General features: G+C 57.0%; 11 protein-coding genes and 1 pseudogene. 7 read left to right on the top strand and 5 right to left on the bottom strand.

Features of this window, described 5'->3' with window-relative positions:
• Positions 1-86: 86 nt before the first annotated feature.
• The 3 genes from BLT66_RS18465 to BLT66_RS18455 all read right to left on the bottom strand — a co-directional run bounded on the left by BLT66_RS18465 (position 87) and on the right by BLT66_RS18455 (position 4,412).
• The gene (locus BLT66_RS18465; protein ID WP_092759812.1) at positions 87-1,427 is read right to left on the bottom strand and encodes an APC family permease; all 1,341 of its coding nucleotides are present in this window, start codon (positions 1,425-1,427) and stop codon (positions 87-89) included.
• Between the two features lie 272 nt (positions 1,428-1,699).
• A complete protein-coding gene (locus BLT66_RS18460) occupies positions 1,700-4,015 on the bottom strand; it encodes a N,N-dimethylformamidase beta subunit family domain-containing protein (RefSeq protein ID WP_092759810.1) in 2,316 nt (771 codons plus the stop codon).
• Positions 4,016-4,022: 7 nt separating this feature from the next.
• Entirely contained in the window at positions 4,023-4,412 is a 390-nt protein-coding gene (locus BLT66_RS18455) for a hypothetical protein (RefSeq protein WP_092759808.1), read from the bottom strand.
• A 522-nt stretch (positions 4,413-4,934) separates the two neighbouring features.
• Here BLT66_RS18455 and BLT66_RS18450 point away from each other — a divergent pair.
• On the top strand, positions 4,935-5,822 hold the full coding sequence (locus BLT66_RS18450) for an AraC family transcriptional regulator (protein WP_092759806.1): 888 nt from the start codon (positions 4,935-4,937) through the stop codon (positions 5,820-5,822).
• Positions 5,823-6,246: 424 nt separating this feature from the next.
• Here the strand turns inward: BLT66_RS18450 and BLT66_RS26520 are convergent.
• Positions 6,247-6,348, bottom strand: a pseudogene (locus tag BLT66_RS26520) (ATP-binding protein); the annotation flags it as partial.
• 154 nt (positions 6,349-6,502) lie between these two features.
• Here BLT66_RS26520 and BLT66_RS18445 point away from each other — a divergent pair.
• The 4 genes from BLT66_RS18445 to BLT66_RS18430 all read left to right on the top strand — a co-directional run bounded on the left by BLT66_RS18445 (position 6,503) and on the right by BLT66_RS18430 (position 11,193).
• A complete protein-coding gene (locus BLT66_RS18445; protein WP_092759804.1) occupies positions 6,503-7,354 on the top strand; it encodes an AraC family transcriptional regulator in 852 nt (283 codons plus the stop codon).
• Between the two features lie 723 nt (positions 7,355-8,077).
• Positions 8,078-10,276 (top strand): TonB-dependent siderophore receptor, encoded by a 2,199-nt coding sequence (locus BLT66_RS18440; RefSeq protein ID WP_255406987.1) that lies wholly within the window; start codon positions 8,078-8,080, stop codon positions 10,274-10,276.
• A 1-nt stretch (position 10,277) separates the two neighbouring features.
• The gene (locus BLT66_RS18435; RefSeq protein ID WP_255406986.1) at positions 10,278-10,805 is read left to right on the top strand and encodes a hypothetical protein; all 528 of its coding nucleotides are present in this window, start codon (positions 10,278-10,280) and stop codon (positions 10,803-10,805) included.
• Complete coding sequence (locus BLT66_RS18430; RefSeq protein WP_092759800.1) at positions 10,792-11,193, top strand: hypothetical protein; 402 nt, start codon at positions 10,792-10,794, stop codon at positions 11,191-11,193. The genes BLT66_RS18435 and BLT66_RS18430 overlap by 14 nt, the downstream gene beginning before the upstream one ends.
• Before the next feature lie 254 nt (positions 11,194-11,447).
• Here the strand turns inward: BLT66_RS18430 and BLT66_RS18425 are convergent, their stop codons facing one another.
• A complete protein-coding gene (locus BLT66_RS18425) occupies positions 11,448-12,389 on the bottom strand; it encodes a helix-turn-helix domain-containing protein (RefSeq protein WP_092759798.1) in 942 nt (313 codons plus the stop codon).
• 305 nt (positions 12,390-12,694) lie between these two features.
• Between BLT66_RS18425 and BLT66_RS18420 the strand changes: the two genes are divergently transcribed.
• Positions 12,695-14,146: an NAD-dependent succinate-semialdehyde dehydrogenase gene (locus tag BLT66_RS18420; RefSeq protein ID WP_092759796.1), complete on the top strand. Its 1,452-nt coding sequence runs from the start codon at positions 12,695-12,697 to the stop codon at positions 14,144-14,146.
• Between the two features lie 2 nt (positions 14,147-14,148).
• Positions 14,149-15,114, top strand: coding sequence for an amidohydrolase family protein (locus tag BLT66_RS18415; RefSeq protein ID WP_092759794.1), 966 nt, complete (start codon positions 14,149-14,151; stop codon positions 15,112-15,114).
• Positions 15,115-15,127: the final 13 nt, after the last annotated feature.

The following is a 15,127-nucleotide window of genomic DNA, read 5'->3' as shown; positions in this document are numbered from 1 at the left end:
AAGTCGACTGTCCAGTTGGGCAGTCACGACAGGTTTGCGTATCGGCCACATGGTTTTTCATGCAGCCTTGAACTCATAGTGGGGCGCTATACGGGTATGTCCAACGATTGCTTGCCTTTCAGAATCCACGCGACGATGCCACCGAGTACGAGCCATGCGACTCCGACGAGTTGGGCGTTCGAGTTCGCGCTGAACAGTGCGTAGCAGAGGACGGCCGCACCCAGCACGGGGGAAACGAGATGTCTGAAGAAGGAGCGATCAGTCTTACCCCTGAAGAAAGCGATGACAGAAGCATGCAACATCACATAGGCACACAACGCGCCGAACGTGACCATTGTTACGATGGTTTCAATCTCGTCTTTGCCGACAATGGCAATCACCAGCGAGAGCGCAGCGACTAGGTATAGCGCAGTCGTTGGTGCTTCATTTTTATTAAGTTTGGCGAGCACACGAGGCAGCTTTTTATCGCGTGCCATGCAGTAGATGACTTTTGCCGTGGTGGCCTGGGAGATAAGTGCATTGGCAAGCAAGGCTATCAGTGCATTCGTCAAAGTGATGACGGGCAGGAACCACGTCCCCACCACTTGGGTGCTGACCGTGTAAAAGGCAACATCAACGGCGCCGTCCTGATATTTCGACCCCAGGGGAACGAACACAGACGCCAGGTAGACTTGCGCAACGAACAGCACGGTCACGATCACCAGTAACAACATCGTAGCCCGTGATACGGTTTTACCGCCCCCCTCGGCCTCCTCGTTCAATGTCGAAACAGCGTCGAAGCCGATGAAGGCCAGGGCGGCGATTGGTAGGGCGCCAAACACGGCGGACATGCTAAATTGCGACGGGTTATAGAAAGGCGCTAACAGTTGCTCCTTGGAAACCGCTCCTCCGGCGATAAGGCCAACCGCAAACACGACGAAAATCGAGAGGACAACCAACTGGATGACCAGCAGCACCTTTCCCACATTCACATTAACGGTGATACCGAACAGATTAACGATCATGGGCACAGCGACAAAAATCCCTAACCAAACCACCTTGTCGATGCCGGGAAACAAAGGTTGCAAGGCCGCCGCACCGAGAATCGCCAGCAACGCGGGAAGCAACAGATAGTCCAGCAAGATGGCCCAACCCGCCATAAAGCCGAATGTTGCATTGGTTCCCTTTGTCACATAAGAATAGACCGATCCCGAAAGAGGGATTCGTTTCGCCATTTCGCTGTAGCTGATTGCACTGAACACCATAGCGATGGCAGCCAACGCATAAGTCAGCGCAGTCAGCCCATTGGACGCGTTGTGAATGGCGCCAAAGACAGAGACAGGAGCAATCGGAACGAAGTAAAGCAACCCGTAGACAATGACGTCCGTCAGCGAAAGTTTCTTGCTGAGTTGACTATTTTCACTGGGTACGACCAAGGTATCACTCATTTTTTGTTGCCTCTTGACGATTGGTCCGGATCTTCACCCGGACATTTTTTAGGTACGGTTGCCGCGTGTCTTCAGCGTTGCTGTGGAACCGCGCACCTCTTGTGTTATTTGCACATCGGAACTGAACAAAACCTATTCACTCAAACACCACGATGGGTCTTTTGGTGTTCGATGATTTCAGTTTAGGAGCTCCTGTTACTGTCGACTATCGAACCAGCGAACCGCGCTTTTCGTGTGAGTGCACGGCGCCTTTATTGCTATGAACTTGTCAGTCAATTGCAATCGATGACGACGTCCAACGCTTCAGGGTGCAGGAACCGCTTGAGCACATTGCCGGTGAGCCGCGCGACATTGTTGTCGTAACGGTTGTGGGAAAGTGAACCGGTGTAGGCAATCGATCCCACTGAGAATACGCCGCCCCCTCCTGGCAACGGACACAGAACGATGTCCGCGCGGACACGGGACTGCTCGGTCCCGCCAATGCCGGGGATTGATTCGTAGACGTCCTCGGCGGCGAGAAGATAGGCGTCCGTCAGCGGCCCGGACGTCGCCAGAACCAGCGCTCCCGGCGGGGATCCCAGGGACGGGTCGTACCGGTCAATCTCCGCACCGGCAGCGCCACCACCCATGATTCCGAAGTCGCCAATGCGCTCGTCACTGCCAATCCCTTCAAACGCAAAAGCGGCGAGTGGGTCGTAGCTGTCGGTCAGGCGTTGGTAATACGTGCAGCGGTCGAAACCTTGCGCGGCGAACCCCACGCCTAGCAGTCGCTGCGGCGCCTTACCCTTGTTGCGCCATAAACCGGCCATTTCACCGGATGTCTGGTGGCGACGATCCCCAAACGGCGACTCGTGGGGGCGTGTACCCGCATCTGACCTGCGCAACTCCATGACATGCCGCTCTTCCGGATCAAATGAAACAGTCGCGAAAAAACCGTTTCCGCCCAGGTACATCAAACGTCCGCCGTTCCCCGTAAAAGCCTCGATGGCGTTGAGCTCGTTGCGTGTCACATATTCTGGATGACTGCCCGTGATTAGGACCTTGTAGTCCTTGAGCAGGTCGACGCCTTCGCGATCTAGGTCTTCATCCGTTAGCGCGTCGAATTCGCAGCCGATTGTGTCGAGCCAATGAACGATGCAGAGGTCAGCAGGAAGCCCCCATACGCCCTCTGCCTGGAACCAGGCGCGGTGTTTGGGGTTGAGCGTCAGGATGGGGCGCCGCGTGCTGCCAAAGACGACGCCAGAACCATCGTTATGGATTTCATAACAGGAACGACCGAATTCAGGATGGTTCTGAAGCGTCAGGTCTTGCCGATCAATGATCGGTGTCCGACTGACGATGATTTCCGCGCCATTGGCTTCAAAGGCTATTCGGTCGTTGGCGTAAGCCAGATAAGTCGCCGTTGAGAATAGCACCGCCACTTCACGCTTCTGACGTCCCGGCCTGACGAAGAACGGGATGTATTGTTCAACGCCTGCACCGCACAGTTTCGCGGCGTATACACCACTCGCGAGATCGTTCGGGACCTGAATCTTGAACGCCGTTGGCCACTGGGCGTCGGTGATGTCATCGTCGTGAAAATGAATTGCATCAAACTCGTCAGGTGCCCCCCGGAAGTCGTCGCTCAACCCCTTAAACCTATGGCCCGCCACGCCCCGTGTCGGCGTGTTGAAGCAGCGTCCATGCAAACCATTTCCAGACAGGTCTACAACATCGGTGAGCAACAGGCCATCGTCACGAAGGCTCTTGCCAAAGTGCCAGGCGGCCAGCTCGGCAACAACCGTATCGCCGAGAGAGGGACGCAGAATGCGGACTCCACCGATTTTCCCGTTGTAGGCGGCATTCGCCAGCCATCGACCGTCTTGCTGACGGGCCAGCGCCCCGATCCTGAAGGGTGCCTGACTTTCGGTCAGTCTCGCGCCGAACGGGACATTTCGCGATTCTGCGCGCAAGGCGGTTGCGCTCGCTGAGAGACGGTTCATGATGTTGTCGATTGGTGTCTGCTCCAGGCAGACCGTCCCAGCATCCGATTTGACACTGACTATGACGCGGTACCACTGGTGTGCAATAAGTGGCGTTGCTAACGATACTTTCTTTGTCTCACCATCTGCCACCCATATAAACGTTGGCCGACCTTCCTCCAGCACAAGGGCGTAGCCAGAACAACTGGCCACGGACCAGTCTCCCAAAATGGCCTGTAGGTCCGAACCACTGTCAAATGAGTTCTGCGTAACGTGGTACGCCCCGAAGTTGCCCGAACGCGTGCCTTGTGGCAGTGTCGGATAGACATGGGCTTCAATGACCAAACCCTTAAGGGATCGAAGAAGTCCTTGCGTGTCGGTGATTTCCACATATGAGCCCGGCTGGCACGCATACTGCATACCTTCGTAGCTCCCCTCGAACGACGATTCAACAGGCGCCTCAAGGAAACCGGGGCCCGCCTCCCCCGTAAATCCGTGCTGCAGCTTTACAAGTGAGGCGTCATATCTTTTGACCCCTTCACAACTCACCATGAAAGAAAGGCTTTCACCCGGAGACACAGAGAATCTGTCGCTATAGCCGAAAATTTTCTGACTGATCTGGTTCATTCTCATTTCATCCATTAAGCGATTGAGCATCCGGTTCGCGCGACTCTCCCGCGAAAAGGGCTCGGTATCGAAGCGAAAAAATGTGACGCAAAGCGTCTTCGTAAGTGAGGAAAATGCCAGGGCTTCGAACGAAGTTGCCCGGTTCTCCAATCACAATGTTCCCGACGCCCCATGGCCCGTCGGTACCCAGCGAAATGACAATCGCCTTGCCGGCGATAGACGCGCCGCCCAGCCCACGCACGACCCGTCGGGTCTTATCATCATGTGGCCCGAGCGGAGACCGTTCGTAGGCGCCGATCACGCCAGAGTCGCAGTCGTCACGCAGGCGCCTAAAAACCCGAGTCTGGAACAAAGCGGCCAATTCGGCTTCGCGATCTGAGGAGGTACGCATGGTCATACCCTCTGCCCGGTAGTTATAGGTGTGTTCATAGTTTTCCCTTGCTTGTCAGTCGATTGCGCAGATATCTAAAAATGCGCCTGGCCGCGTGACGGCGCGCTCGTCCAGAGGAGATACGCTGACCGCCCTGTATCGGTAGCGACATCGTCCGACGGATCGCCCCCGCGATCTATCGCGTGAGAGCACCAAGATTTTCGTCAGCGCGCACGGTGCGCAGAGTGGTTGCACGAGTCTGGTCTTTGCTCGCAACCGGCTCACCTACAGAGCAACGGCTCACGGCATACCTCTACTCCCGCACCATGGGTCCGCTTTAACCGGACGCAGTCATCCAACGGTTATCATCGAAATGGCACACGGGGCTTCCGACGGCTTGCTAGGCTGGTCCGGAAGTTATGGCATAAGGCTTGCTTGAGCTTCTAAGGCAGTTTTTTAGGAGGGCGTGTGGATTCTCTACATTTGATAACACGGTTCTCGACGGGTGAGGTTCATCCACAAAGACGTCTTGCTGCCTGGCAAGATTTCATGAGCGATGTCTACTACCCGATAGACGTGGCGGCCTACAACCCGGCATCGTTCTGCGGAGTCATTGAATCCACCCAGATCGGCGCAGTCGGGATTACTCGCTTTGCCGCTGATGCGCAACGGGCTGTGCGCCGCAAAGTACATGCCGGACGCGATGACTCGGATTTTTTCGCACTGGTCATGCCGACCATGCAAACTGAGCAGTTCACGCACCTGGGCCGATTTGGAGACGTTGCACCAGGGCAGGTCTCTGTCTTCAATTCCGCAGAAGCCTATCAGCTGGATATCCCCAACGGCACGAGAAACGTAACAGTCAAAATACCGGCCGACCAATTCAGGGCGATGTGTCCGAAAATTGATGCGCGTTGTGGCCGCGTCGACGTCGCCAATTCGCGTTTTGTGCCGCTGCTAACGCAATTCGCGTTGCAAGCATTGGAAAACGCCTCCTGCCTCTCCCCCGAGCATGTCCGAAGCTTGGAGAGAGGATTACTGGAATTGGCTTTTTTGATGATGGATGTACCGGAGACCGATGCAGCGGGGGATTCACGAACCGTCATCGACCACTTCTTTCACCGTGTCATGGCGTATATCGCGGCAAACTTTCACGACGCGGATCTTGCACCTGAGCGAGCGGCTCAAGCTCATCGCGTTTCCATCCGCTATGTCCACAAGGTTTTCCAGGCCCACGATACGACGTTCGGGCAAGAACTTCGTCTTGCTCGGCTCAGGCACGCTCAAAAGCTTCTGCGCGAGAATGCGCTGCACAAGGCTCGGCCCACGACCATTGCGGAAGTGGCCTACAACTGTGGTTTTTCCAGTCAGTCGCTTTTTTCCGTCCGGTTCAAGGAAGCTTTTGGATATTCACCTCGAGACGAAAAAAGCCATTAATCCCACGTGATTTGTTACTGCCAACCTTCAATTGGCCAGTTTAGCGCGCTTGTGCCAATGCCGAACTGATAGGTCGCATTTATCAGGAAAAGATCATCCAGGTTCTTTCTGCAAGCACTCGGGGTGGTCACGATATTACTGGCTGGTCGATTTGGAATGGACGCCAACACTCCTTGGGCTGATAATAGGCTTGGCCTTTGACCTTGCTGGGACAGTGATTGATGTAAGGAGCACCATTGGTGCCACAAGCGTTGCCAAACGACGGTGCGATAAAGGCATGGCCTGCCGGCTCTTGCTGACATAGGCTAGGCTCTTCGCAGAGTTTGTTTTGCCTGCAGGCCATAACGCTTTTCAATTTTCCTGGGTTGCTTAGCCAAGTGCCGCTTGCCAGCTCAGGACTACGCATCGTAGTCACGATGGAGAACATCTTCGCGTCGCCGAACACCGTCGACCATTCGGCAAAGTCCAGGTTGGTCGTGATCACGACGCGGGTGTGTTCGTATAGCTTGCCGGACGCGTGAGCCAGCCGAATAGGCAAGGTGTTCGGCCTACTCACCGGAATTGCAGTGGTTGTCACCCAGCTACTATCTGCTCTTTGGCCTGCCACAAAACGCGAAAATCTTTCATAATATTGTTCAAATAGGACATCAACCCAGTTTGAATACGCATCAACACGCACCATGTCGAGTGGCGCCATCATTGATTTGACTTTGCCCGGGGACGTCGACAATGTCCCGCGGTCCGTTGTTGCCCTGAGCGCCAAATCTGTAACGAAGGGCTGGGAAAACGCGAGGCATCAACACCACAAGGCACAGCTGATTTACTCCGTTCGCGGCATCCTTAACTGCGAAATCGAGGATGGCGTTTGGATCGTGCCTCCCCAATGCGCCATATGGATACCCGGAGACTTGCCCCACTCGGCACGAGGGTCGGGTGAAACAGAATGCTATTGCCTCTTCTTCGAACCTAACGCTGCACCGGAGCTTCCGAAAACCTGTTGCACGATTTCGGTATCGCCACTGCTACACGAGCTGCTTCTGAAGGTCGCCAGTTTTCCCGTGTTATACGCGCTGGGGGGGCGGGAAGACCGGCTGATTGCCACATTGCTCGACGAGTTAGTCGAGGCTTCTGTGGAGGACCTGCACCTGCCTATGCCGCGCGATCCGCGATTGCGCCGTCTCGCGGAGATGATGCTGGCCGACCCGGCGGGCAAGACCTCCAAGGCTGCATGGGGCCCCCGCATTGGCATGAGCGAGCGAAGCATGAGCCGTCTCCTGCTGCATGACATTGGAATGAGTTTCGGCCGCTGGCGTCGGCAATTGCATGTGATCCTTGCGCTTCAACGCCTGACCAAGGGTGAAAGCGTGCAGACGGTGGCATTGGAGCTGGGATACGAAAACGCCAGCGGGTTCGTCACCATGTTCCGTAAGGCGACGGGCAAGCCTCCGGCACGATACCTCTCGGATCGCACGAACCGCGCAGAGCGTGCTTGCGCACAGGGGATCATGCTCCCCGATGAAATACCGCCCTGATTGGACAAAGCTGTCTTGGCTCGGGACTGCCAGCTTTCATCCACCACCTACTGTCTTTCCTTGCGGAGTTGCCGGCGTTTTGCAAATGTCGTGGTGATGTAGACACCGGCTCGGCGTCGACACCAAAGCCCTCCTCGTATGCCAGCGACTGCAGATGTTCACGCAGATGAATGCCAGTACGCGCGAGAACAACAACGCAGGTCATAGCAGCGTTTAGCGCGTCCTGCTTGATGGAATAGGTTGTCCATGTACCCCTTCCGTATAGACCCGGAACCCAGCAATCCATAAATCATCCAACGCTCGTTTGGTTGATCCCGGCGCGAAGCTGTCGAATCGCCTGCTGAGGGACGGGATGCATCTGGCTGATCTCGCCAAGGCGCTGGTGGCGGTGCGAGTTGCTATATAGGGTCAGCGCCAGGATTGCGTCGAGTCAGCGCTGATTTCACAAGAGACCAGCGACCGCGCTCGCAGGTCGATCTCATGACCATCAATGCAGGCGGCGCACTTTTGGCCAAGGCGGGTGATTGGCCTGAATGAATAATAATCTGGCCATATTCAGCAATACGGTCAGCCTTGCTTCATTGTTAAATACATCATCTAAACGCTAATGAGTTTTATTTGATGCGAGATTTCACGAATGCCGGACAGTTCCAGCGACAAATGGGTATGGGTCTCTTGCGCGTCGTCTTTCTTGGGCGGCGTAGACCCAGCAAGGGCGACATCATGAACGTTCCCCGAAGCGTGCTGGGTCCAGCGGTCGCCGCGGCTATTTTCGTCGGCGCGCAGGGCGCATGCGCCGCCGAGCCAGCGCAGCCCCATGGAGAGATCGAGCAAAACACGGCTCAGGAGGAGCCGACCTTACCGGCCGTCACCGTGACGGGCCGTGTGGATGAAGCGACCACCGAGGGTACAGGCTCCTACACCACGGGCGAGACGACGGCGGCCACGCACCTGCCGCTATCGCTGCAGGAAACACCGCAGTCGGTAACGGTGATCACCCGCCAGCGCATGGACGACCAGCAATTGAATTCGGTGCAGGGCGTGCTGGACAACACCACGGGCGTCGCGTCGTACCAGTCCGACAGCGAACGAACGAGTTTCTATTCGCGTGGCTTCTTGATCAACAACGTTCAGTACGACGGCATCCCCACCATCGTCGGCAACATCGTCAATGGGAGCGGCATCGGTTCTCTCGATACCGCGTTCTATGATCGTGTCGAAGTCGTGCGCGGCGCCTCCGGCTTGCTGACCAGCACCGGCAACCCCTCGGCCGCGATCAACCTGGTACGCAAACGACCGACCCGTGAATTCTCTGCGTCCGCATCGGTTGGGGTGGGCAGCTGGGATACCCACCGGGGAGTGGCCGATGTGTCCACTCCGTTGACCGAGGACGGCCGCATTCGCGCGCGCATGGTGGGGACGTACCAAGACGGGCACTCGTACATCGACGGCTACAAGCCGCAGAGGAAGTCGTTCTACGGCATCATAGAGGCAGATCTGACACCCCACACTACGGTGAGCCTGGGCTATGACTACCAGGACATCACACCGAAGGGCTCCACCTGGGGAGGTTTGCCTTTATGGTTCAGCGACGGCACGCAGGCGGAGTATTCACGCCCCAGGAACTACGCGCAGGACTGGAGCCATTCGGACAACACCCTTAAGACGGCCTTTGCCGAGATGGAGCACCGCTTCAACAACGGCTGGAAAATCCGGGCCGTCGCTAACCAATACCGTACGGCATACGATGCAGAGCTGCTCGGCTTGGTCGGCCGCCCCGATCGCGCCACGGGCCTGGGCGCCTTTCCCGTCGCATTGGAGTCCGAAGGTCGCAGCCGTCAAAACACCTTCGACGTGATGGCGAGCGGCCCCTTCGAACTGCTGGGTCGCCAACATGACCTGGTGGTGGGTGCAACGAGTTCGCGCCGCACGGCCAGCCAAGCGGATATCGCTCCGTTCTTTGCAGGCTTTGCGCCGGTCAATGTCTATGACCTGAGCACAGCTTTTGCCCGCCCCAATTTCGATGCCATGGCTTCGATACCGACCCGCACCCGAATCAAGCAGAGCGGTGTCTATAGCGCAGCCCGGTTTTCGCTGGCCGAGCCTCTGAAGCTCATCGTCGGCGGCCGCTTCAGCAACTACGAAATCGACGACGTCGCAGGTGCGTCGTCGTTGCACTACAAGAAGAGCAGTGAATTCACCCCGTACGCCGGCTTGGTCTACGACATCGACAAGACCTATTCGGCCTACGTGAGCTACACAGGCATCTTCAATCCGCAAACCGACTATCGCGACAGCAGGGGCAACGTGCTCACGCCGTCGAAGGGAAAAACCAAGGAAATCGGCCTCAAAGGCGCTTACATGGAAGGGCGTCTGAATGCGTCGGTGGCCTTGTTTGAGACCGAGCTGGACAACGCTGCACAGATGGTCGCAGGAACCTATACGCCAGGTGGTGCCCAAGCCTATAGAGGCTCTGATGGAACGAAGTCGCGCGGTATCGAGCTGGACTTGCAGGGCGAGCTGGCGCATGGCTGGAACATCTACGCAGGTATCGCCCATTTCACCGCGCAAGATGGCGATGGCGTCCGCTTGAATTCGCAACTACCGCGCACCACGGCGCAGCTTTTCACCACCTACCAGTTGCCCGGAGAGTGGAGCAAGTTGACGCTCGGCGGAGGCGTTAAATGGCAAAGCCGTTTCTACCAGGCGCCCAACACTGGCACCAGTTCGCTGGGCGGAGAACAGGACTCTTATGCCCTGGTATCACTGATGGGGCGTTACGCCATCACAAAGCAGACCAACGTGGCCGTCAACGTCAACAACGTTTTCGACAAGAAGTACGCCCTACAGAAGGGCGATTTCGACACCGTGGGTTATGGCGCACCACGCAACGTGATGGTGACGCTGAACTACAGGTATTGATTTGCCCGAAGGCGAACGCTTCAGCCGTTGGAAATCCTCATACGTACAAACATTGATTATCGAGAAAGCTCCTATGCCCCTTCAGTCCCCCCTACGCCTCGCACCAGACTTGGCCATGAACAACCCAAACAAGGTCGCCTTGTTCTGGTTGACGACAGCTTGCGGTGCCGTTCTTTTTGTCACCTTCCAGTTGTTCTTTTACGTAAACGACTTTGCGAGGGCGCCCGGAGCGAGACCTGCAATTACCTTTGAGCCCGACATACTGTGGATGTTCTCCGCGTTCTACGGTTGTTGGATCATCACGGTGCTCGTCGCACTGATCGGAACCCGTAAGGCGCAGTGGTTTGCCTTGGTCTTCGGCAGCCTGCTTGTCGTGCTGAATACCCTCGGGGGGATCGCGGACGGGTTGCGCGATGGATGGCACATCGCCTTTTCAGCGGCTTTTTTCATTACGTTGCCCGGCGTGTTCGCCATTGCGACCACCTGGCGGCACATCAAAAGAAAAGGAAACAGCCATGCTGATGAATAGTTCTGACTTCCCTTTGGTCTGGATGAATCTTACCCAAGAACCTGGACATGATCACCAGAAGGACTTCGACGAATTCGAGGCTAATTTGCAGCGCGGGGAGCCCTTCGTACTCTTGACCGATACCGCACCTGCTGAAGACCATGAGCACTCGCCGGAAGAAAAGAAACGTACCGCGCTCTGGATGAAGAAGCACAAGGTTGAACTGCGAAGACTGGTTCTGGCAATGGTCCTGGTCGAGCCGAACTCCGTTAAACGTCTTGGATTGAAGGCATTTGCGGTTGTTTTTGCCAAGTTCTGGGGCTACCCTCTACTTCTTGCGCCTTCGCGAGAGCAGGCAATAGAAATGGCAAGAGAACTGCTTTCAATGGACGTGAAGTCATCTTACTGATCTCGCCCACGATCGTCCTGAATATGGGATACGGAATCCAGGGGCAAGGTCAGTTGCCAACGGATGGCTCTGGCCAAGTTCGAAGCGTTGCATCGCCAGCGCGCTGGCGATGCAACGCATCCCCTCACCACCACAGAAATCTATTAACCTCGCAACCAGGACTTCCGCTTTATGGGTGGTACGGCAGAGGGGGCAGGTCATCGTCAGCCAACACTTGTGTTGCTGAAAATTCCCAGGAAGTCCTAAGGATTCCGTCAGACTCTAAAGTCACTAGGCGATGCTCCAAACCTCTGTTTGAATGCCTTACTGAAATGTGCTGCGCTGCTAAAGCCCCATGACAGCGCGATGTTCGTTAGAGATCGTTTTGTACAATCGCTGTTCACCAACTCATCCTTGCATCGTTCTAGTCGGCGCATCCAGATGTAGCGCGAGATGGTCAAGCCGCCGTCGTCGAAAACGTCGTAGAGATAGCGCTTGGAACAGTTGAGTCGTTGGGCGATCAGATTGATCCCAAGTTCGGGATCGGATAAATTGCTTTCGATGAAGTCACGTACCCGGGTTCGCAAAACAAGCTTTAGCGATACCGGGGATCGCCCGCCTGCCTGTTCCCGTACAGCATCTACAACGAGGCTGCAGATCAGTTCGGCAACTTGCTTGATCCCATTCGCGTCGCAGTTCTGCAATTCTTGAAGCGTGGTGTTCAATAAGGCAAGTGCCAATCGTGCACCTCCAGACCTCGCCGAAAGACGTTGCCCCAGGACTTTCGTCGAAGCGTCATGACCCAAAGGCAGGCGATCCATCGGTATGGAAACTACCACCTGCTCGACCGCCTGTAGATTGGTGAATGAGTAACTCGCTGCGGGGTCGTACACGATGAAATCGCCCGAGGCCAGGTCCACAGTGTTTCTGTCTTGCTGGAAGCGACAAGTGCCATGGGTCTGGGCCAGGATCTTCAGGCGATCGATGGAGTCACTGCTCATTCTCTCCACTGCGTGTTCAACCCGATGTGCTGTCGCTGTGATGCGGCAAACGGATAGAAAGCCGACGCTGCCAAGCTCAAGCCGACCTCTGAAACTCTCGCCGACCAAAGCGAGCGAGCGCACGTGCCCGTATCGTTGCCATGCAGGATCATTCCAAAGATCAAATACGCTCGAATCTTCTGGCCGTTCACGCGAAACCACCTTCAGTATGTCCAAATCATCGTCTCCTGCAGCCGGCTCTGTATGGCAGGCATTGCACGAATTGTCGACGCATTAGCGCGTCTGTTCAAGCACGCAAAGCTAGTGCAAATAAACCCGAAAACCGAGGCTTCAGGTCTTTGTTGGTTGGAGGAGTGCACTGCTTGAGCCTCGTGGGCGGGTTTTCCCTTGTGCACGGTGAAACAAGTGCAATCCGCACTAGCAGGCAAGTTGACGCAGGTCCTATTTCATACAGTCTGACCTCGACAGCCGACGCATCCGCAGGGCTGATTCGGACCGACGGTACGACCTGAAAGCAAGCTATGACCACATACCCTGAATTGCAACTCCACATCGATGGCGAATGGCTCGGAAAGAACGGCCGGGATACGATGCCAGTGCTTAACCCTGCCACCGAAGAGGTGCTAGCCCAACTGCCGATCGCCAGCCGGGATGATCTGGCGCAGGCTGTGGCGGCCGCCGCGCGCGGCCACGCAGTCTGGTCGGTGATGTCGGCCTACGATCGCGCCAAGATACTCTGGCGCACGGCGGCGTTGCTGCGCGAGCGCGCCGACCATATCGCCGAGCTAATGACGCTGGAGCAGGGCAAACCGCTTGCAGAGTCAAAAGGCGAAGTGGCCGGCCTTTCCGACATTCTGGAGTGGGATGCGGAAGAAGGGCGGCGCACCTATGGTCGCATCATCCCGTCGCGTGTGGCCGGGCAGCGTCAGCTAGTTGTGAAGGAGCCGATCGGGCCGGTTGCCGTGCTCACGCCTTGGAACTACCCGGCCTTGATTCCGGTGCGTAAGATATCGTCAGTGCTTGCCGCGGGCTGTTCCTGCATCATCAAACCAGCCGAAGAAACTGCTGCCTGCTCGATGGAAATCGTGCGTGCGTTTATCGATGCCGGCCTGCCCAAAGGGGTGCTCAACCTGGTTTACGGCGTACCGGCAGACATTTCCGACCACCTGCTGAAGGCGCCAGAGGTGCGCGGCGTGGCTTTCACTGGCTCGACCGCGATCGGCAAGCAGCTGAGTTCGTTGGCTGCGTTAAGCCTTAAGCGCATGGTGATGGAACTCGGCGGGCATGCGCCGGTGCTGGTGTTTGACGATGTCAATGTTGCGGAGGTCGCCACGATGTCGGCCATGCGCAAGTACCGCAACGCTGGCCAAGGTTGTATTAACCCGACCCGTTTCTATCTGCACGACAGCATCTTCGACGAGTTCTCTGAGCGTTATGTTGCAGCGGTGAAGGCCATCCGCGTCGGCAACGGAATGGACTCCGAATCCCGGATGGGCCCGCTGGCGCATGAGCGGCGCGTGCAGGCGATGCAGTCCTGTGTTGATGATGCCTTGGCGCATGGCGGCAAACTGTTGTGCGGTGGTGAGCGTCCCGCTGGTAAAGGCTATTTCTGGACACCCGCGGTGCTGGCAGACGTGCCCAATACCGCCCATGTGATGAACGAGGAGCCCTTCGGTCCTATCACCGTGCTGAACCGTTTCGGCGATGCCGAGGCGGTCATGCGTGAGGCCAACGGTCTGCCATATGGACTTGCAGCCTATGCGTTCACGAAGGACGGCGCGCGTGCGAACTGGGCGGCATCGACACTGCAGTTCGGTATGGTGGGCATCAACAGCTACACCCTCGGTGCACCTGGTGCCATCGGTTCGCCCGAGCCACCTTTCGGTGGGTACAAGGACAGCGGCTACGGTTCCGAGGGCGGCATTGAAGGCCTGCTGGCTTTCATGGACACCAAGTTCATCTGCCAGGTCTAAGCATGCGCATCGACGTCCACGCCCACTTCATGAGCCGCGATTACTATGCGGCGCTGGAAAACCTGCCCGGGGTCACGGTCGACCGCCGTGCGCAGGGCATGAGCTTTTTGATCAAGGACGGCGCGCAATGGCTGCCGTTCCGTGATGCGATGTTCGGCACAGACAAGCTGCTGGCCGACATGGACCGCAAGGGCATCGACCTGCGCGTGTTGTCGCTCTCCACGCCGAGCGTCTATCTGTTCGAACCAGAGCCCAGGGTGGAACTGTGCCGCCGTATGAACGACGATCTGGTGGCGCTGGTGGCCCAGCGCCCCGACCGTCTGCGTGCCTTTGCGACCCTGCCCTTACCAGATGTCCAGGGTTCCCTAGAAGAGCTGGAGCGGGTGCGCGGCATGCCTGGTGTCGTCGGCATTACCATTGGATCCAACCTTGACGGGATGCCGCTTTCGGACCGTTCGCTCGAGCCGTTGTGGGCGCGCCTGAATGCGCTACGTATGCCGGTTTTCGAGCATCCGATGGTGCCGACGTTCGCTGCTGCGATGAACGAATTCACTTTGCCGGTGCGGGTTGGCTTTCTGCTCGACACCAGTCTGGCCATGTGCAGAATGATTTACGCCGGTGTGTTCGAGCGGCACCCGGATTTCCCGTTTATCGTCGCGCACACCGGTGCCTCGTTCCTTGACCTGATGGAGCGGCTTGACAACGGTTTTCGCAACTATGCCGAATGCCGCGAACACATCACCCGGCTGCCGAGCGAGTTCGCCAGAAACTTCTACTACGACACGTGTTCGTTTTTCGGCCCACTGATCACGCTGGCACACGGGTATATCGGACGCGAAAAGCTGCTGTTCGGCACCGACTACCCCTTCATCGACCGCGGCGCTGAACACGTGGCCGAGCTGCCTATTTCCGCGGACGACAAGGATCTGATTCTCGGCGGCAATGCCCGCCGACTCTTCGGCTTGTAAGGCCATAAGGCTC

It is taken from the genome of Rhodoferax sp. OV413, from assembly GCF_900104385.1.
Taxonomy (GTDB): Bacteria; Pseudomonadota; Gammaproteobacteria; order Burkholderiales; family Burkholderiaceae_C; genus Rhodoferax_B.
Note: the sequence above shows the minus strand (reverse complement) of the source record. Positions and strands in the feature narration are given on the sequence as shown.